Genomic DNA, 19,097 nt, shown 5'->3' with positions numbered 1-19,097 from the left:
CCAGAAAATCACAGACTGCTTAATAATTGATCCCCCCGCATTTGGGGCTTTTGAGTGAAGAAATCTGGCTCTTGAGCCGGACGACGAATTTAGCACTTCTTGTGGAAACAGGGCTGAGCCCCCTATTCTAGAATCTGCTTTAAGTTTGTTTAGTACTTTCTGTGGAAACGCCGTTCTAACTTACTGATTTAAAGTGTGCCCGTTTTAGTACATTCTGTGCTCGTCCATTAGGAACACACCGATTATGGCGTCGATGATGCCTGGTCGTATTGACGTCGATCACTGGTTCGGCTGCCCGATAAAGCGGCTGGTTTCGACCAGACGTTCGCCGCCGTCGTTTACTGAGTCCAGGTGAAACGCTATATCAGACACGCCACGATCAAGTGCCTCCGGTACTGCAGTTACCGATACTGGCATTTCACGCCATTCACCTGCACCCACGACGATGTTCTGATGTCCGATCAGGCTCAGTCCGTCCATACCACTGACACGTAACTCGAAGGTCTGGCTATGCTGACTTTTGTTGAGCACTTTCAGGATATAGCTGTTCTCAATATTCCCCTTTCCGTCGAACCGGAACAGTCCCCTGTCTTTGACCACGTCAAACTCGACCATGGGCCTGGCCATCACAGCCCAGGAGAAGATGGCAATAAACGACACCAGCAGAGCGCCGTATCCCAGTAACCTTGGGCGTAGGATTCTCAGTCGTCCACCTTCCAGCTCCCTCTCACTGGTATAACGGATAAGGCCCGGAGCATAATCCATTTTGTCCATGATGGAATCGCAGGCATCAATACAGGCCGCGCATCCGATGCATTCCATCTGCAGGCCATCGCGGATATCGATGCCGGTTGGGCAGACCTGAACGCACATCTGGCAATCGATGCAATCACCGAGGCCTTCAGCCTTATAATCCGAGCCGGCTTTGCGGCCACCCCGGTTCTCCCCCCTCTGGGCATCGTAGCTGATGACCAGGGAATCCCTGTCCAGCATGGAGGACTGAAAGCGCCCGTAGGGACACATGTGCAGGCAGACTTTTTCGCGAAGCCATCCGGCATTGAGGTAGGTGGCGGCGGTGAAGAAGAACACCCAGAATGCGGCCATGCCAGTGACCTGCAGGGTGAACAGATCCGCAACCAGCTGCCGGATTGGGGCAAAATAGCCAACGAAAGTCACAGCGGTTGCCAGGCTGATTGCCAGCCACATTCCGTGCTTTAACGCCCGCTTGTAGATCTTCGACGATGACAAGGGCGCCTTATCCAGATTTTTGCGTTGGTTTCGGTCACCTTCTGCTACCCTTTCGGCCCACATGAATACCCACATCCAGACACTTTGTGGACAGGTGTAGCCACACCATACGCGGCCGGCAACGACCGTTATGAAGAACAGTCCGAAGGCGCAAATGAGCAGGATAGCGGACAGAAGTACCAAGTCCTGGGGCCAGAAGGTGCTGCCAAAGATATGAAACTGTTTTTCGGATAAATCCCACAACACCGCCTGGCGGTCGCCCCAGGACAACCACACGGTACCGAAAAACAAGGTAAACAGAAGTGTTCCGCCGGCAATTCTCAAGCGTCTGAAAAAGCCCTGGAACTTACGGGTGTGGATTTTGCCGTTGTCATCAGGCCCTACGGCAAGGTTACGTACAGGAATGGCGTTACTCAACGGATACTCTCCCCGACAATAATTGGACTGTCAGGGAGAGTAATCCTCAGCACCTAATGGGCACAGGCTCAATTAATACAATATTGATGGGTACAGATATGTAGGCGCAGCCAGACGTTTCTACTCATTGTGCAGCAAGCCGGGCAATTGCCGGAGAGCGTCCATTCGGGATTCGTTCCAGGGATGGGCGAAGCTTATTCTCAGGCAGTTTTCGAACTGGCCAGATACCGAAAACAGCGGGCCCGGCGTGATGATGATGCCGTGCTTCAGGGCATTCGTGTATGCCGCCAGTGTGTCGACCGTCTCCGGCAACTCCACCCAGACGGTCAGGCCACCTTGCGGGGTACTGACGCGCACCTCCCCGGGCCAGGTATGGAGCGACGCAATCAACCTGTCCCTGTTAGCCCTCAGTTCATGGCGCTGACGGCGAAGGTGGGAGGTGAAACTGCCATCGGCCATGTAGTCCGCCACGCCCTGCTGGAGGTACCGGCTGCTGGCCAGTTGGGTAACCAGCTTCAGGTGAAGGATCCTGTCGTGCCAACGCGCACCGGATATCCAGCCAAGCCGCAAATCCCGGGACAGGGATTTGGAGAAAGAGCTACACAGGATCACCCGGTCCTTACCATCCATGGCCTTCAGCGGATCAGGAGAACGACCAAGAGCAGTATCTCCATAGATATCGTCTTCTATCACCGCGAGGTCATGCCGTTCTGCCAACGAAAGCAGGCGTTTTTTGTCTGGCTCCGGCATCAACGCACCTCCCGGTGTCGAAAATGAAGGAGATACAATACAGGCTCTTACCTTCCAACGCTCAAGTACTTCCTCAAGGCTATCCATGTCCATGCCCGTTTCCATGGACGTGGGCACTTCGACCACTTTAAGGCCAAGCTGTTCCAGAAGCTGCAATGCACCATAGAATCCCGGGGATTCGACAGCGACCACATCCCCACGCTCACAGGATGCCATCAGCGCCAGAAACAGGGCATGTTGGCAACCTGAGGTGATGCAAAGCTGTTCCGGTGAGGCAGTCCACCCTCGCCTGGCATGATGGAGCGCCAACTGCTCCCGCAAGCCGTCAAACCCTGCAGGCTTATCGTAATACTGGAAGTCTTCGCCCTTCTGGCGCCGCAGTGCCCTGCCTATCGAACGGTTCAGAGTCACTATTCCCGGCGGAAGCTCGCCACTGTGAAGATCCGGCAGTAAATCAAACGCCGCACTACGGCCCATGATATCCAGCAGCAGATCGCTGACATTTACCGGGCGTGGGGCTTCTATCCGGGCACGACTAACCGGCTTCTTCACTCCGTCCGGCTGCAAGGAAACAAAGTAGCCGGCTTTAGGGCGGGCCTCGATCAGGCCCTGGGCCTCCAGTCGCTGCAGGGCGTGCTGAACCGTTGCCTTGGACAATTTCTGTTCGACACACAGCGTTCGGATCGAAGGCAGGCGCTCTCCCAACCGCCAACGCTGCTCCAGGATTCCCTTCAATAACCAGCCTTCCAGTTGCTGATAGCGGTACTCGTCAGTCATTTATGGCCCTTACCCTGTCCTAATGCATCGGCAATTTCATACATCTGCACCTATTCTGCAAGCCCGGGCATACTCCCGCCTGTCCACAACAAAATCCACTGCTTTCACGCCAACTCCGTTTAGTAGTTGATGGAGGTCATTACGGGGCAATGCTACTTGAGTCAGTCTAGAAAAGATTCGAGTGAGCTTCTGACCTAGTCGCGTCTCAGGGTAAATCCGTTGGTTTTTTTGACCTTTGAGTTACTCAAAGGTGCTAAGTAATAGAAAGGACCAACGAAAGACAAAGGACTTCGTGATGAAAAGGCTTCTCCCAGCCCTGCTCCTGTTTCCCTTGTTTGCGATCGCTGCCGAGTCGTCGCCTGGCGGCGAGGAGCTGGTCGATGGTATGGAAGATACCCTCTGGGGCAACTCCAATCATGGTCGTTTTACCATGCGCATCGAAACCGAATACTGGACGCGGGAGCTGGACCTGGAAGCCTGGATGGATCGGCCCGAAAAAACCCTGATCCGCATCCACGCGCCCAAGAAAGAAGCCGGCATCGGCTCGCTACGCATCAAGGATGCCATGTGGAACTACCTGCCCAAGGTGGATCGCACCATCAAGATCCCGCCCTCGATGATGCTCCAGCCCTGGATGGGCTCCAACTTCAGCAATGACGACCTGGTCAAGGAGAGCTCGTTCGTCAACGACTACAGCCACGAAATCACCGGCAGCGAAGAGCAGGACTGGGTGACCGTCTACCACGTGCGCTCTACTCCCAAGCCGGACGCGCCGGTCGTGTGGAGCCGTTTAGAATTCAAAATCCGCGATGACCATATACCCGTAGCCGTGACCTACTTCGGTGAGCGGGATCAGTCGGTCAAGGAAATGACCTACAGCGCCATCGAAACCATGGGCGGGCGCCGCATTCCCACCCGCTGGACCATGGTGGATACCGACGACGCCAAATCCCGCACCGTGATCGAGATCGAGTCCATCAAGTTCAACGTCCCCCTCGAGGAAGACCTCTTCACCCTGCGCCGCCTGCGCAATCCACAGTGAGGACACGTCATGGCGATTGTGAATGTGGAAAAAACCTCGCGCATCTACCGTCAGGACAGCGTGGCGGTCAAAGCTCTCGATGACGTTTCCGTGGCTATCGAGGCCGGTGAATTCACTACCCTGGTGGGGCCGTCCGGTTCCGGTAAGACCACCCTGCTCAACCAGATCGGTGCCTTGGATGAACCCACCTCCGGCCGCATCCAGATCGACGGTCAGGAGATTACCGGCCTCAACCGCAGGAAGCGCACCGCCTTGCGATTATGGAAGATCGGTTTCGTGTTCCAGGAATACAACCTGATCGGTGTGCTTTCGGCCCAGGAAAACGTGGAATACGTGTTGATGCTGCGCGGCGTGCCGTTCCGCGACCGACGCGAAAAGGCGCGGCAGATTCTGGCAGAGGTCGGTCTGGAGGGGATGGAAGGTCGCCTACCCAACGAACTGTCTGGCGGTCAGCAGCAGCGGGTGGCGGTGGCCCGGGCCATTGTCAGCCAGCCGGCCATTGTTCTGGCCGACGAACCCACCGCCAACCTCGACTCCAAAACCGGTGCCGCCCTGCTGGACATGATGAGGCGGATGAACGACGAGCACGGCGTTACCTTCGTCTTCTCAACCCATGATCCCATGGTGATGGAGCGGGCCCGCCGGGTGGTGCACCTCAAGGACGGGCGCATCGAACGTGAGGAGCACCGGCAATGATGGCCTGGCTGCGATTGGCCCTGGGCAACCTGCGCGCCAACCGCCGCCGCACCGGCATCACCCTGCTCTCCCTGACCGTCGGCGTGGCCGGGCTGGTGTTCCTGTGGGCCTTTATCGACGGCATCAATGCCCAGATGATCAACAACATGACCGGCTATGTGACCGGCGACCTCAAGGTGCACAAGCGCGGCTTCCACGACGAGCGGGAAATGAACATCGCTCTGCCGCAGCAATGGCAGCTGACAGAGGCTGTCGCCGATGTCACCGGAGTGGACGCCGCCACGCCCCGGGTCACCGGCCACGCGCTGGCCAGTCTCGCCGACCAGTCCCGGGCCCTGCAGGTAATGGGGGTGGCGCCAGAGCAGGAGCGCTCCGTCACGAGGCTGGACCGATCCATCGTCCAGGGCCGCTATCTGCAATCCGGTAACGAAATCGTCCTTGGCACGGGCGCCGCCCGGGCACTGGATGTGGCCCTGGACGACGAACTGGCCCTGGTGGTGCAGGCAGCGGACGGTTCCATTGGCGCCGACCGCTTCAAGGTGGTGGGTCTGTTTGAAACCGGCGTTAAACGCATAGACGGCGGTGTGGCTCAGATCCCTCTTGATGCAGCCCAGTCCCTGTATGCCTTCTGGGGCCGGGTTACGGAAATTGCCGCCCGGGTTGACGACCCCGACCTCCTCAATGGTGTCGTGGCAACCTTGGAGACACAGTTGGGCGAGCGTGGTGTGGAAGTCCTCGACTGGCCCGCCTTGATGCCGTCGCTGATGCAAATGGTAGATTTCCACAACGTGGTGACCTACATCGTTATCTTCGTGGTGTTTGTGGTGGTGGCGGCCGGTATCGTCAACACCATCCTGATGTCCGTGATGGAGCGCGGCCGGGAGTTCGGGGTGATGATGGCTTTGGGCACCTCCGGGTCTCGTATTGTGCAACTGGTGCTGATGGAAACCACCTTGCTGGCCCTGGTGGGCTATGCCCTAGGCCTGATCCTGGGCCTGGCCGTGACCACCTATTACGCCAGCCACGGCCTCGACTTTACCGCCTACATCCAGGCCATGGACACCATGCCGGGGCTGAGCGGTATCGTTTATCCCACCACCAGTCCTGGCCGTTGGCTGATCATTGGCGTGGTGGTGATCATTGTGGCCTTGCTGGCCGCGGTTGTGCCGGCCTGGATTGCCAGCCGCCATACGCCCCTGGAAGCCATGGACGCCCATCGCAGCGCCAGCAACCGTCTGCGCCGGGTCCGTGCTGAAGTCACCGCCAACAACCGTCTCCTGATTTTTGCCCAGATGGCCCTGCGCTCGGTGTTCCGCAATCCGCGCCGCTCCCTGATCACCGCCTCGGCTACCGCGTTCGGGCTCGCCGCCTATCTGTTCCTGTACGGTTTCACCGATGGCTTCTTCGAGCAGATGATCCGCAACTCCACCCAACAGTTGAGTGGCCATGTGCAGGTAATGCAGCAGGGCCATGATGTGGATCTGTCCCCGGCCCTGCGTATCTCCGATACCGCCTCCCGCGTGCAGGCGCTGGCGCAGCGGCCCAACGTCGAAGCCGCCGCCCCGCGGGTGCTGGTCAAGGCCATGGTCGCGAATCCCAAAACCAGCCGCCCGGTGGAGGTGGTGGGCGTGGACCCGGAGCGGGAAAGGCAGGTGACCCGATTGGCGAATTACATCGTTGAAGGCCATTATGTGGAGCCCGCCGGCGACGGCATCGTGATCGGCCAGAAACTGGCAGACGATCTGAACGCCCGCCTGGGCGACAAGCTGGTCGTCACCGTCCAGCAGGCCAGCGGTGACCTCGCCTCCAGTGCTTACCCGATCGCCGGAATTTACCGCACCGGGAGCGACCTGTTCGACAGTGAGTACGTCTTCACGAGTCTCACCAGGGCCCGGACTCTGCTCGGTTTCCAGCCTGACCAGGCCTCGCGTATCGCCCTTCGGTTGCAGGACCGCAGCCAAAGCACGCTTCTGGCCCGGGACCTGAACCGCACCCTACCCGGCGATCTGGTGGCCCAGGACTGGGAAACCCTGTTACCCATAGTGATGCAAATGATCGACATGACCCGGATCGACTTTTACCTGATCCTGTCGGTGGTGTTCGTCGTGGTTGCGATCGGTGTCATGAACACCATGGTGATGTCGGTGATGGAGCGCACCCGTGAGCTGGGCGTGATGCTGGCGTTGGGAACGCGCGGCTCTCAGGTGGTGCTGACCATCCTCTTTGAGGCGTTGTTTCTGGCGCTACTGGGCATGGCCGCCGGCAGTGTGGTCGGAACGCTGATCGTGGCCTGGTATAACCGCAGGGGGATCGACCTCTCGGCCGTCGCTCATTCATTTGAAGCCGTTCCCGGAGTAACGGACGTGATTTACCCGGTGCTCATCTTCGACCACGTCTGGCTGCCTGGTCTGCTGCTTTTCATCTGCTCCGTGCTGGTGGCCCTGTACCCGGCGCGACGGGCATCAAGACTGGATCCGGTGGAGGCGATTCGCCATGGTTAAGCGTACATGCGCTGTAATCGCGGTGAGTCTGATGCTGGCTCCGCCCGCCGGGGCCGACTTCAGTCATTCCGGCTCGCTCAAGAACCTCACTGTTGGTTCGCGTTCGCTGGTGGACGACGATCCGTATGTGTCGAACCTCACCCGTCTGCGCCTGGAACCGCACTATCGCCAGGGCGACTGGACCCTGGAGGCGGCCTACGATGTGGAACTGGTTACCGGCAGCTTCCTCGACAGCCCCGAATTCGCCCTGCTCAAGGACGCCCCGGATCCGCGATACTGGGACCTGCAGGGCGAGCTGACCGAATCCGGCGATCTTGTGGCCCGCCACCAGTTGTACCGGGGCACGGTGAAATGGCGCTCGCCAGTGGGGGATTGGCGTCTCGGCAGGCAGCAGGTGAACTGGTCCACGGCGCTGATCTGGAACCCCATGGACATCCTCAACCCGGTGAGCCCCCTGCAACTGGAACCGGATGAGCGCATCGGCGTCGATGCCCTGCTCTGGGATACGCCCTGGGGCGCCCTGGGCCGGATCAGTGCCGTGCATGCCCCGCAGCATGAGGACGACGAGGCCAGCACCGCCGCCCGGGTCAAGCGCTTCGTGGCCGGTGTGGATGCCAGTGTGATGGCCGGAACCTTCGCCGATGTCACCAAGGCTGGTGTCGGCGGCAGCGGTTCGCTGGCCGGCACCGGCTGGCGCATGGAAGCGGTGTGGAGCGAGCCCGACGAGGAAGCCAGCTACTGGCAGGCGGTGGCGGATCTCAACTGGTCGTTCCGCAACGGTGTCAATCTTGCCCTGGAATACTTCTACAACGGCCGGCCCGCGCCCAATCCGGGACTGTCTTTCAGCCGCCTGGCGGCCGGGGAGCCCCAATACGCGGACCACCACTACACCGGCCTTTTGGTTTGGCAGGACATCAATCCCTTCTGGCAGTACCGTATAGTCGCCATCCGCAACGCCGACGACCAAAGCTGGGTGGTCTACCCCCGCTCCACCTGGACACTGCCGGTGCCCCTAGAGGTGTATCTGACAGCTGGCGTGCAGCTGTTTGGCGGCAATGACAACAGTGAATACGGGGCGCTCAACAACCTGGGATTGCTGGAAGCCCAGTGGTTTTTTTGATGGGGGCACAGCGTAGACGGCAGATTGCTGGCTGCCCATCTGTTTTTTAAAACTATGCCCCTCTGTTGCCACAGTCCTTTGCTAGACAAGTCAAATCAAACCGAGCGTCAGAATTTTTTACACCTCTCTTGACTGACCTTTCCGTATGGCAACAAAAACATATACCTACACGCACGGAGCGTTATTTGCTTGTGTACCCCTGATCCATCCTTATCCTGCGGTTCTTGGCCGAGGGCGTGGAACCTAAATCGTTAAAGGTGCCTTCGCGCAGTTGGAAGACATTCTCCAAGTTATTCAGTGTCGATCGGAAACTCGACAAAACGGAGGAGTCATCATGTACCCCCATCCACAATACCGGAAAGACCTGCCCAGTTTGTTGACAACCGCATTAGTGGCCGTGTGTTGGGCCAGCCCAAGTCTTGGTGATGCCCCCTGCAATGAGCTTGATGAATGCCGGGTGCTGATCGAAATAAATGCCACGGATGGCGATATCGGCTTCCACGTTCTATTCGACGCCGAAGGCTGGCGGCAGGCAAAAATCATCGGCCCGGACGGTAAACTACTGTTTCTGGAACAGGCTCGCAAAGCGCTCAAGGATCAGAAGCTGACCGAAAACTTCTTTGAGAGCGCCGAACCAGTGTGTGAACCGGGGCTGGTTGAAGAACCTGGGGACGAGGTAGTGACGTTGCCGGAGTTTCTGGCGCGTTTCGAAGCCGGTTTCTATGAATTTCAGCTCAAGCTGGATAACGGAGGAGTTCTTGCCGGGACGACGCTGTTGTCTCACTTCATTCCGGCGGCACCGGCGGACGTCGATTTTGACGGCACCACCATCACCTGGAGCTATGGTGACGATCTCGGCGAATGCACAACCCAGCCGGATGGATTTGTATTGGCTGGAGAAGGTGACATTGTGGCCTACGAAGTGGTCATGGAACCTGACGATGACGCTCTGGCTCCATTCACCTACTCGGTACGCATTCCCGCTGGCGTAAACAGCGTGAGTGTCCCGTCCAGTTATTTGGCCGCGCTTCCCGCGAATGCACCACTGAAAGTGGAAGTCGGAGCCATCGAGCGACGCCCTAACGGCTCTTTCGGCAACCAGACCTTTTCGGAGGAGGATGGCTTCTGTAACAATCCCGATCAGGAGCAGTGCCCTGGAGAAGAAGAGGATTAGGATGTTGAGGTCGGCTGCTGTCTAGGTAGGTTCCAAATCCAGGTCGCTGGTGGCCGGCATTGCATTCGCTGGCCCGACAATCAGTAAGCCGGCTTCCTTCATCGGCACGGCCAACACTTCGAGCTGTTTTTCGTGAGTACGGTAGCCGCCCATTGTGGCCATGGCCTGCCGCACGTCAGGGTTTCTGAACAGCACGTGTTCCGAAATGCGGTACTGAATCACCAGGCTGTTGCCCCGGCGCATGGCAAAGGCCTGAGCGGGCTCACCGCCCACGGTGGTGTGCCAGGTGGCAAGTAGACGACCACCTGCCAACTTGGCTGGAGCTGAAATGTCAGCGGTATTTGCCAGTGCAGGCAGGTCCGTGACAGCCACCTTCTGATAGTCTGCCAACGCATCACTCACCATCCGTATATGGTCGTGACTCCTGAGGCCCACGTCGGGCAACAACAGCACCCCGGCGAGCACCAGTGCCACTACCCATCCTCCGGTACCGACCACCGCTGGACGGTACAAACCGGTCAGCCATTGCCTGAGATTGAACCTGGAGGTTGTTCTCGGGGCCGGGTCGGAGTACTCAGGTGCGTCTGCAAGCGCCTTATCCAGTCGCTTTTGCAGGTCAAACGGCATGCGGGTTGTCGGCACCTCCTGGAAGCGTCGGCTCATGACCTGCTGACGGGCAACGTCCGCACGACAGGCTTCACAGCCGGCCAGGTGCGCCTCGACCAGGGCCGTGTGATGGTCATCCAGCTCGCCATCCGCGTAACCTGCAAGCCAGTCCTGAAGTTCGAGGTGGAGTTCAGAGAAGCGCCCGGCTTCTGATTTTTCGACGTCGTTCATGTAGGTTTACCGCCGTGAATAGAGGTTGCAGCCAATCCATCGGCGGATTCCGTCCTGATAAGCAGGCTGGCTAGAAGCCGCCGCCCTCTCGATAACCGGCTCATAACCGTGCCCTGTGCAATGTCCAGAACCTCTCCCACTTCCTGATAATTCAGTCCTTCAACATCCCGTAACAAGACAACCTGGCGAAAATTATCCGGTAGCGCCTGCACTGCCTTCATGAACTGCTCATTGCTTTGCGTTTGCACGGTCTGCTCGAACGGTCCGGCCGATGTGCAGGCCTGCTCCTGAAGAAATGCGTCGCCGGTAGTGAGCATCGGTGCCAGTTGGTCTCGCCGCGCGTTACGCCGAACGTCATCAGCCACCACCCGATTCAGGATCTTAAGCAACCACGCATACACCGCCACCTGATCCGTAAGCTGCGCGAAGTCACGCCACCCCCGAAGCAGGGCCTCCTGCGTCCAGTCCTCGGCTACCTCCCGCGACTGGGTCTGGCGCAGCGCGACACCGAACAACCTGTCACGCCAGGGGCGAGTCAGGGCATCGAACTGCTGTTTACTCCGGGCTTTGCGCATCCATAGTGCCTGTAAGAGTGCCTATAAGGGGCCATATCTTAGGGGTTGCCGGGAACAGCGACCCAGAACGGGAATTTGCCATCGACAGGTTCCCGACGCACCACCTGCAGGGACTCCAAATCAATAACGGTTATCAGATTGTCTGCGGTCACGGACGCATAAAGGTAACGGCCGTCGGCGCTTGCGCGCACGCCATGGGGCCCGGTGCCGACTTCCGGGTTGGCCACAACAGTAAGACTGTCAGCATCAATCACCGTCACCCGGGATGCAGAGATGGCTCCCGTGGCCACATACCGACTGTTCGGAATTACGTCGATGCCACCGTGGCCTGCGCCGACCTTGAATACCTTGAGGACTTTCTCACTGTCCAGGTCCAACACACCCACGTGGCCAACGAAATCACGAATCCATAACCGACGGCCGTCCTCGGAAATATCAATATTGTGGGGGCTATCCAGCCCTGGCGTCGGTATGGCGCGCTGTTTGTCGAGCGTTGTCATATCCACCACGGCTAACGCGCCCTCGCCCTGCAAGGTAACGTAAGCGAGGCTGCTATCCTCGTTAAAAATGATGTTGTGGGGCGTGTCACCCACATTGACCTTTTTGACCAGTGACAGGGTCTCCATGTCGATGACGGCAATTTCTCCCAGCGTGGTTGCCACGGCAAGGCCATAACGTCCGTCGGGTGACACTTTAACGCCCTGCACCACCTTGCCGATCGGAAAGCTCGCCTGAATCTCGCCGTTATCCGTGTCCATGATGTAGACATTGCCGGTTTTGAACCCGGACACCATCAGCTGTTTACCATCCGGGCTCAGCGCAGTGTAGTGAGCGCCCTCCACACCCGGCCAGGTGGACTTTGAAGGGAAACGTTCAACAACACCGGAATTCTGAACTGCAGCATAGATCGGTTTAGGAACGGCCTGCTCTAACGACACTTTGGCCGCCGTGCCAGCAGCTGACGCATCCTGAGAGGCGGCCGGGCCTGAACTCTGCTCACCAGTTCCCATGACGGCCTGACGCAACTGGTGGACGTCTTTCCCAGAGAAATCCTTGCCAGAGAGCGCGCTCACCTCCTCGGCGGTATAGGGTTGGAAATCGGGGGATATTCGCTCCCGATTGCCAAACGCCGTTAACACGTAATTCAGGACATCCGCGATTTGCTGGTCGCTGAGCGAACCGCCCCAGGCGGGCATATTGCCATTGTAGGCTGTTCCTTCGACGTCAATCGAGCCGGTCAGGCCGTATTGCAGCACATGGGCCAGATAGTCTCGCCCACCGATACCGCCATTGGCATTGAAGATGTTTGCAGCGTGCCCCTTCTGAGGCGGGAACGACCCGGGAATGCCCTCACCTCCGGCCTGATGGCAAGCGGCGCATTGCTGGCTGTAGACCTCTTCTCCCCGGGCAATACTGTCTTCTCCCGGCGCTGCTGTGACAGCACTGGTGCCGGAGATAAGACCGATTGAAAGCACCAGTTTTAACATCGGCGAAATACGTTGGTTTACCATTGTTAGAGTCCTGATTCGCAGGTGGAACCGTGAAGCCTTCAGCCAACGGCGGCTGCTCTTTCTTTATAAGCATATGTGCCGAGCGAGCTTCACGGGGTCAAAATTGTTTACAGTCCCCTACCAAGGCGTCACTGGGATTCGATTTATTCCCCCTTTTTACGATTTTTCTGAGCTGGCCCAAGCTCATAATCACTTTGTGAGCCGTGATCATCCTGCCTGGCTCCCTCTTTAGCGGTCTTGGGCTGGTGGCGGGCGCATCTTCCACTACTATCAAGGTAAGTAAGCCCTGGAGACGATGTTACCGTGGGACTGTCGATCAAAAAGACGGAATTTTCGGCGGAAGAGTTTGAACGTTTTGCTGCCAAGGTCCGGACGGACCTTACAGCACTCAATCGGCTTCTGAACCGGCCCGGATTTGGCGCGGGAGAGAGTTCCATTGGCGCCGAGGTCGAGTTCTACATCGTAAACCCTGACCTGCGAGTTCAACCTATCAACACAGAAATCGCCGCCAGCGTCCAGGACCCCCAACTGACGGTTGAGCTCAACCGCTTCAATCTCGAATACAACCTCAGCCCCCAGGCCTTCAAGGGCGATCCGTTTGCCAGAACAGAGCAAGAGCTGCTCGCTGCCATCAGACGCATCAACCAGCACGCCGCACCATTGGATGGGGAGCTGATAGCGATCGGTATTCTGCCCACACTTCGCGAGTCCGATATCGACGCGAAGGTGATGACAGATGAACCCCGATACCACGCGCTATCCAACGCGCTGGTCAAACAACGAGGCGAGCCATTCAGCATCCATATCGGTGGCAACGATGTCATAGACCTGGAGGCCGACGACGTCACCATGGAAGGGGCCAATACCTCATTCCAGCTGCACTGGCGGGTGCCCGCCAACCGTTTCGCCGATTATTTCAATGCGGTCCAGCTGGTCACGCCGATTGTCCTGGCTCTGGCCAGCAATTCGCCCAGCCTGTTTGGCCACCAGCTGTGGGACGAAACCCGCATTGCGCTATTCAAGCAATCCATCGACAGCCGATCCCCCAATCATAAAACCTGGCGCCACCCACCAAGGGTCTATTACGGAAACGGCTGGGCCCGCAGCGCCTGGGAACTGTTTGCGGCCTCCGCCTCGCTGTATCCCCCCATCATTCCGCTGATGTCGGATGAAGATCCGATGGCCGTCATTGATCGCGGAGGGGTGCCGAAACTGGCCGAGCTGCGCCTGCACCAGGGAACCACCTGGCCCTGGAACCGGGCCATCTTTGATCACGAAGAAGGTGGTCATCTACGCATCGAGATTCGTTCCATGCCTGCAGGGCCGACTGCCGTTGATATGTGTGCGAACGGACTGTTCGTGATCGGGGCGGCCTTGGCAGTGCTCGATGACATCCGTCATCTGACGTCGATACTCCCCTTCCATTACACCGAACACAATTTCTACCGCGCCGCCAAATATGGCATCGATGCAGAAATCATCTGGCCGCACAAGGATCAGGTTCAGTTGCAGGAGACGCCTCTGTTGACCGTGGCCCGTGACCTGCTGCCGCGTGCCCGGGAAGCATTGAACCGAACAGCCATGGACGAGACGGAAATTCACCGCCTGCTGGGAATCATCGAAGGCCGCATCGAGTCCAACATATCTGGCGCCCGGTGGCAGCGCCACATCACCGAGTCTTTCCTGAGGTCCCTGAGTCCCGATGAAGCGTTCCGGAGTATGCTGTCCCTCTACATGGCCAACCAGAAGAAAAACAGGCCACTCCATGAATGGACGCTATCACCGTGAGCAACTCGAACGTTCTTGATTATCTGAATGATCCGTCACCCCGGACGCTGGGTCGCTCACCCCTGGAGTGGCTGGACCGACTGCACAAGCCCACGGTTGTTCGTGTGGCCGGCCGCGATCGTTCTCGTACCCGGGCCATGGCAACCCTTCTTCACGGCAATGAGCCTTCGGGGCTGTTTGCGCTTCACCGGTGGTTACTTGAGCAGCAAACGCCCGAGGTTAACATGCTGTTTCTCCTGGGAGGCGTCTATCCCGCGAAAATCCCGCCTGCCCTCTCACTGCGCCAGCTTCCCGAAGGACGTGATCTCAACCGATGTTTCAAAGAACCTTTCGAGGGGGAGGAAGGTGCGATTGCCGAGGCCATGCTGGCAGAGCTTCGCAAAGAGAACCTCGAATGCTTGCTGGACGTTCACAACACTTCAGGCACAGGTCCCGCCTTCGCTGTGACCATCACCAATGACGGCGCCCATCAGGCGCTGACCTCGCTCTTTACCGACCGCCTCATCATGACGGACCTTCGTCTGGGCGCCTTGATGGAATATTCGGAACAGGAGGTACCCACGGTGACCATCGAATGTGGTGGGTCACAGGATGATCTAGCTCATCAGCTGGCGTACGACGGACTCGTTCGGTATACGTCGAGACCGGATGTGTTGTCGCTTGAAACAGCGGATTGGGACGTCGCCGTGTTGCGAAATCCGATTCGGGTGGAACTGGCTCCTGAAGCGACCATAGAATATCGGCTTGAACCCACTGGTCAGGCTGACCTCACGTTTCCGCCAGACATCGAACACCGCAATTTCGGGATTGTTTCTCCAGACGAGCCTCTGGGGTGGATTGGAGAAAAAGGCCTGAGCGTACTCACAGCGATCGGCCACAACCGGACGGAAAACATGGAGCGGATTCTTCGGGTCAAGAATGGGCAGATCTACCCCGCCCAGGCCATCAAGGCCTTCATGATTACCACCAACCCGATTATTGCCAAGAGTGACTGCTTGTTCTATGCGGTCAAAGCAACAGGCGAACCTATATTTTGAAGAATCCAAAGAGTCCCAGAGGCGCCGAATTTAGTACGTCGGGCGGTTGTCTATCAGGCTGAAATTCAGGATTCCCCAGACGGACTCTGCTATATATTATGGGATTCGACCCAATCTTCCTCACAGGCGATAAGCGCAGTCTGCTTACTATTTATTGGTAAAAAGCAGTTCAAGGGAACATTGATGCGCGTAAATAAAGTCCTGCTCCTTTCGTTGGTATGCGCCCTTACACTAATCAATGAAGTCTGGGCCCAGGCGCCAGCAGATTCGAGCTCCAGGCCCGCGAATGATCCTATTCTTACGAATCCTCAGATCTCAGTAGAGGAGCTTTCGCATCGTATCGTTCCCATGAAAAAAGAGGAGCTCAAGCCCCTCGCGCTCGCCTGGCAAGATGTCGTGAAAGCGGAAACCGAGAAGATTTCGGAAAAGAAAATAAGCCTGCGCCAAGATCCGGACGCGGTCTATAGAGAAGCCTATCAGGAAGTCGCGAGCATGGTGGAAGCGCGAATGGCTACATTTGAGCGCTACACTATGGTGGTGGATGCTTTCGAAAGCAAAGGTGGAGATCCTGACCTGGTGAAGGATTTCCGCAACTATCGTGACTCTATCCTTTTTAACGAAACGGCCCTTGCGAGCCCCCGCGCAATCTTTCTGGCCATTCTGAACTGGGCGACCCGTCGCGATGGCGGTATAGCCGTTCTCAAGGACATCGGGATTGTTCTTCTTGCTTTCCTGGCACTGCTTGCGGTTGCGCGAACCGTTGGAGCTGCTGCCCGCAAATGGATTGGACGGGTTCCGACCATTTCAAAACTGCTGGAGACATTTCTTGTTGGTGTGGTTTTCTGGCTAGTCCTCACCATGGGTCTTCTGCTCGTCCTGGCTGGCCTGGGAGTCAATATAGCGCCTATCTTCGCAATGATTGGTGGCGCTTCTTTCATTCTGGCTTTCGCCCTTCAGGATACCCTGGGGAATCTCGCGAGCGGGCTCATGATCATGATCAACCAGCCGTTTGATGAGGGCGACTACGTCCAGGTTGGTGGTGTTGGGGGAACCGTGAAATCTGTGAGCATTGTCGCGACCACCGTTGCCACGCCAGACAATCAGGTGATTGTAATTCCGAACAAAAATGTCTGGGGGAATGTAATAACCAACGTAACGGCAAGCACCACGCGGCGGGTGGACCTGGTATTCGGTATTTCCTATGAGGACTCTATTCCTGAGGCACTGGAAGTTATGAACCGTGTGGTGAGTAACCACCCGTCAATTTTAAGTGACCCTGAGCCTGTCATTCGGGTTCATCAGCTCTCCGAAAGTTCTGTTAATTTCATCTGTCGCCCTTGGGTAAAAACAGAGGACTATTGGGCCGTATACTGGGACCTGACACATCAGATGAAAGAGGCTTTCGATGAGGCGGGGATTTCCATGCCCTACCCGCAGCGTGACGTTCATATAAAGAACCGCACAGGAGCGCGATCATGAGTAATCCCACAAAATCGCTGGTATTAGAGTGCAATATCGCTCAATCCTGCGGCGCCATTGAGCTACTGATAGAACCCAAGGAGAAGGATCTGGGTGGATTCTCCGTTCGACGAGTCTTGCCAACCAAAGAACGGCAAATGGTCGGCCCCTGGATCTTCTTTGACCACATGGGTCCGGCGCGTTTTCCTGCCGGGGACGGCATCAATGTTCGCCCTCACCCGCACATCAACCTTGCTACTGTGACCTATCTTTTTGAGGGTGAGCTCCTCCATCGCGACTCTCTCGGTAATCGCCAGCCCATCAAGCCCGGTGACATAAACCTTATGGTGGCTGGCAAGGGGATAGTGCATTCCGAAAGAGAACGCCCCGAGGTAACTGCCTCCGACCATACATTGCATGGCCTTCAGCTTTGGCTGGCACTGCCTGAAGCGAAAGAGGAAATGGCTCCGGCGTTTATACACTATCCGGGTGAAATGATTCCGGCCACGGTGGTTGATGGCGTTCCCGTCCGAGTGATCATGGGGAGTGCTTTCGGCCTGACCTCACCAGTAGACGTGTTTTCAGACACCCTCTACCTCGAGGCTCATTTGCAACCGGGACAAAGCCTCACCCTGCCCCATGCCGAAGAACGGGGCCTTTATGTTGCGCAAGGTTCGCTTGTCGCAGGGGATACCGATATCCCGCAGTTTACGATGGCGGTTTTGGGGCCCGAGCCTGATGTCGAAGTTGTGGCGAAGGAGGAAACCCGAATCGCTCTGATCGGGGGAGAACCGTTCTCACCCCGTTATATGGAGTGGAACTTCGTTTCCAGCCGGGCTGAACGAATCGAACAGGCCAAATCTGACTGGAAAGCGGGTCGCTTCCCAGTCGTTCCCGGCGACGAAGTTGAGTTTATTCCATTACCGGAATAGGGCTTCAGCGCCGCGGTAGCAGCCCACTGTCAATCATTTGCTGAAAGAACCCCTCCATGGATTCCTTGACTGGTCTGTAGGAAAGCCCCAACTCCCGTTTGCCTTTGCTATTGTCCGCTCGCCACGGCCAATCCACGTTGCGGGCGATGAACGTCCGGTTAATCGTTTTGTCGGCCAGCGGTCCGACCAGCCACACCAGCCATTTTGGCAGGGCCCGTCGGGGAACCGGGTAACGATCGCCGTATTTCTCCCGAAGAGTCTGGGCCAGCTCAAAAAAATCGGTGTTGTGGCCGGAAACAATATAGCGCCCGGCGGCCTCTGGCGTGAATCCGGCCTGGAAATGAGCCTCTGCGACATCACGTACATCAACCACCCCAATCCCGACGCGCGGTACCCCGGGTTTCATCCGGCCATCCCCCATCTGTTTGATCAGGTTGAAACTTTCCGATGTTGCATGGGGGTTGATACCGGGGCCAATAACAAGGGAAGGATTGATAGTCACGAGATCCCATTGATCCTGCTGTTCCGCAATTTTCCACGCCTCCTGTTCGGCCACTGTCTTGGAATAGGAGTACGGCTGGTTGTCCAGGGATGAACTCGTGTTCCAGATAGACTCGTCGATTACTCCGTTGGGCGCATTTTTCAGATCGGCGTTGTCGCCGTAAATCGCGGCACAGCTGCTGGTCACCACAACACGTTTCACGCCTGGCGTCTTCGTCGCCTGAGAGAGAACATTCCGGGTACCCAGTTTTGCAGGTTCGACCAATTCCTTCAGCGGATCCGACACAGCCCGGGTAAAGGGCGAAGCGGTGTGGAAGACCAACTCGCAGCCGGCCATAGCATCGGCGTACGATCCATCTTCCAACAAGTCGGCCTTGAAGTAGCGAATCGTTCCCGGTGCCCCTTCGGCTATCGAGTTCAGGTATTTGAGTTTCTCAGGGTCATCGGGATCCCGGACCGCTGCGTGAACGGTTAAACCCTCGTCCAACAGGCGCTTCACCAACCAACCGGCGACATAGCCGGTGGCCCCGGTGACAAGTACTGGGGCGGTTTTATCAATCGTTTTCACGTTCAACTCCTGACGCGATGCGGTGGAAGACTGAATATAGCATTATGCGTGTCGCGAGATCGGGTGGGACTGGCAGAACACGCCAAATCACTCGCAATCGCAGTGCACCCTGTAATCTTTGCCCATGAGGTCCGCCCTCGGCACCAATCGTGAGTTAAAGTGCTC

Annotated in this window: 15 protein-coding genes; 9 read left to right on the top strand and 6 right to left on the bottom strand. The window is 57.4% G+C overall.

Features of this window, described 5'->3' with window-relative positions; genetic code table 11:
• Positions 1-279: 279 nt before the first annotated feature.
• Together ccoG and K0B93_RS02385 are read right to left on the bottom strand one after the other, a co-directional pair.
• Positions 280-1,665 carry a cytochrome c oxidase accessory protein CcoG gene (ccoG, locus tag K0B93_RS02390; RefSeq protein WP_219865665.1) on the bottom strand — a complete coding sequence of 462 codons (1,386 nt, stop codon included), beginning with the start codon at positions 1,663-1,665 and terminating at the stop codon, positions 280-282.
• Positions 1,666-1,785: 120 nt separating this feature from the next.
• Entirely contained in the window at positions 1,786-3,192 is a 1,407-nt protein-coding gene (locus tag K0B93_RS02385; protein ID WP_219865664.1) for a PLP-dependent aminotransferase family protein, read from the bottom strand.
• A gap of 295 nt (positions 3,193-3,487) precedes the next feature.
• Here K0B93_RS02385 and K0B93_RS02380 point away from each other — a divergent pair, with 295 nt between their 5' ends.
• From K0B93_RS02380 to K0B93_RS02360, 5 genes are all read left to right on the top strand, one after another.
• A complete protein-coding gene (locus K0B93_RS02380; protein ID WP_219865663.1) occupies positions 3,488-4,234 on the top strand; it encodes an outer membrane lipoprotein-sorting protein in 747 nt (248 codons plus the stop codon).
• A 9-nt stretch (positions 4,235-4,243) separates the two neighbouring features.
• Entirely contained in the window at positions 4,244-4,930 is a 687-nt protein-coding gene (locus K0B93_RS02375; RefSeq protein WP_219865662.1) for an ABC transporter ATP-binding protein, read from the top strand.
• Positions 4,927-7,431 (top strand): FtsX-like permease family protein, encoded by a 2,505-nt coding sequence (locus tag K0B93_RS02370; RefSeq protein ID WP_219865661.1) that lies wholly within the window; start codon positions 4,927-4,929, stop codon positions 7,429-7,431. Before K0B93_RS02375 ends, K0B93_RS02370 begins: the two co-directional genes overlap by 4 nt.
• Complete coding sequence (locus K0B93_RS02365) at positions 7,424-8,551, top strand: hypothetical protein (protein WP_219865660.1); 1,128 nt, start codon at positions 7,424-7,426, stop codon at positions 8,549-8,551. Before K0B93_RS02370 ends, K0B93_RS02365 begins: the two co-directional genes overlap by 8 nt.
• 334 nt (positions 8,552-8,885) lie before the next feature.
• Positions 8,886-9,725, top strand: a complete 840-nt coding sequence (locus K0B93_RS02360) for a hypothetical protein (RefSeq protein WP_219865659.1) — start codon at positions 8,886-8,888, stop codon at positions 9,723-9,725.
• Positions 9,726-9,746: 21 nt separating this feature from the next.
• Here K0B93_RS02360 and K0B93_RS02355 read toward each other — a convergent pair whose 3' ends face one another.
• The 3 genes from K0B93_RS02355 to K0B93_RS02345 are packed head-to-tail and all read right to left on the bottom strand — an operon-like array spanning position 9,747 to position 12,648.
• Complete coding sequence (locus tag K0B93_RS02355) at positions 9,747-10,562, bottom strand: anti-sigma factor family protein (RefSeq protein ID WP_219865658.1); 816 nt, start codon at positions 10,560-10,562, stop codon at positions 9,747-9,749.
• Positions 10,559-11,137, bottom strand: coding sequence for an RNA polymerase sigma factor (locus K0B93_RS02350; RefSeq protein WP_219865657.1), 579 nt, complete (start codon positions 11,135-11,137; stop codon positions 10,559-10,561). The genes K0B93_RS02355 and K0B93_RS02350 overlap by 4 nt, the downstream gene beginning before the upstream one ends.
• A 38-nt stretch (positions 11,138-11,175) precedes the next feature.
• Positions 11,176-12,648 (bottom strand): cytochrome D1 domain-containing protein, encoded by a 1,473-nt coding sequence (locus K0B93_RS02345; protein WP_219865656.1) that lies wholly within the window; start codon positions 12,646-12,648, stop codon positions 11,176-11,178.
• 303 nt (positions 12,649-12,951) lie between these two features.
• Between K0B93_RS02345 and K0B93_RS02340 the strand changes: the two genes are divergently transcribed.
• From K0B93_RS02340 to K0B93_RS02325, 4 genes are all read left to right on the top strand, one after another.
• The gene (locus K0B93_RS02340) at positions 12,952-14,436 is read left to right on the top strand and encodes a hypothetical protein (protein ID WP_219865655.1); all 1,485 of its coding nucleotides are present in this window, start codon (positions 12,952-12,954) and stop codon (positions 14,434-14,436) included.
• A complete protein-coding gene (locus K0B93_RS02335) occupies positions 14,433-15,473 on the top strand; it encodes a succinylglutamate desuccinylase (RefSeq protein WP_285368075.1) in 1,041 nt (346 codons plus the stop codon). Before K0B93_RS02340 ends, K0B93_RS02335 begins: the two co-directional genes overlap by 4 nt.
• A 348-nt stretch (positions 15,474-15,821) precedes the next feature.
• A complete protein-coding gene (locus tag K0B93_RS02330; protein WP_219865653.1) occupies positions 15,822-16,952 on the top strand; it encodes a mechanosensitive ion channel family protein in 1,131 nt (376 codons plus the stop codon).
• On the top strand, positions 16,949-17,863 hold the full coding sequence (locus K0B93_RS02325) for a pirin family protein (protein WP_219865652.1): 915 nt from the start codon (positions 16,949-16,951) through the stop codon (positions 17,861-17,863). The genes K0B93_RS02330 and K0B93_RS02325 overlap by 4 nt, the downstream gene beginning before the upstream one ends.
• 4 nt (positions 17,864-17,867) lie before the next feature.
• On the opposite strand, the gene K0B93_RS02320 is transcribed toward K0B93_RS02325, so the two are convergent.
• On the bottom strand, positions 17,868-18,932 hold the full coding sequence (locus tag K0B93_RS02320) for an NAD-dependent epimerase/dehydratase family protein (RefSeq protein WP_219865651.1): 1,065 nt from the start codon (positions 18,930-18,932) through the stop codon (positions 17,868-17,870).
• Positions 18,933-19,097 lie beyond the last annotated feature (165 nt).

Origin of the sequence: Marinobacter sp. F4218, from assembly GCF_019443085.1 — a bacterium.
GTDB lineage: Bacteria > Pseudomonadota > Gammaproteobacteria > Pseudomonadales > Oleiphilaceae > Marinobacter > Marinobacter albus.
Note: the sequence above shows the minus strand (reverse complement) of the source record. Positions and strands in the feature narration are given on the sequence as shown.

What these genes read in the sequence shown, in the direction of transcription:
- K0B93_RS02385 (WP_219865664.1), bottom strand. Translation starts at nt 3,192, where the DNA reads ATGACTGACGAGTACCGCTATCAGCAACTGGAAGGCTGGTTATTGAAG.
- K0B93_RS02380 (WP_219865663.1), top strand. Translation starts at nt 3,488, where the DNA reads ATGAAAAGGCTTCTCCCAGCCCTGCTCCTGTTTCCCTTGTTTGCGATC.
- K0B93_RS02375 (WP_219865662.1), top strand. Translation starts at nt 4,244, where the DNA reads ATGGCGATTGTGAATGTGGAAAAAACCTCGCGCATCTACCGTCAGGAC.
- K0B93_RS02370 (WP_219865661.1), top strand. Translation starts at nt 4,927, where the DNA reads ATGATGGCCTGGCTGCGATTGGCCCTGGGCAACCTGCGCGCCAACCGC.
- K0B93_RS02365 (WP_219865660.1), top strand. Translation starts at nt 7,424, where the DNA reads ATGGTTAAGCGTACATGCGCTGTAATCGCGGTGAGTCTGATGCTGGCT.
- K0B93_RS02360 (WP_219865659.1), top strand. Translation starts at nt 8,886, where the DNA reads ATGTACCCCCATCCACAATACCGGAAAGACCTGCCCAGTTTGTTGACA.
- K0B93_RS02355 (WP_219865658.1), bottom strand. Translation starts at nt 10,562, where the DNA reads ATGAACGACGTCGAAAAATCAGAAGCCGGGCGCTTCTCTGAACTCCAC.
- K0B93_RS02350 (WP_219865657.1), bottom strand. Translation starts at nt 11,137, where the DNA reads ATGCGCAAAGCCCGGAGTAAACAGCAGTTCGATGCCCTGACTCGCCCC.
- K0B93_RS02345 (WP_219865656.1), bottom strand. Translation starts at nt 12,648, where the DNA reads ATGGTAAACCAACGTATTTCGCCGATGTTAAAACTGGTGCTTTCAATC.
- K0B93_RS02330 (WP_219865653.1), top strand. Translation starts at nt 15,822, where the DNA reads ATGAAAAAAGAGGAGCTCAAGCCCCTCGCGCTCGCCTGGCAAGATGTC.
- K0B93_RS02325 (WP_219865652.1), top strand. Translation starts at nt 16,949, where the DNA reads ATGAGTAATCCCACAAAATCGCTGGTATTAGAGTGCAATATCGCTCAA.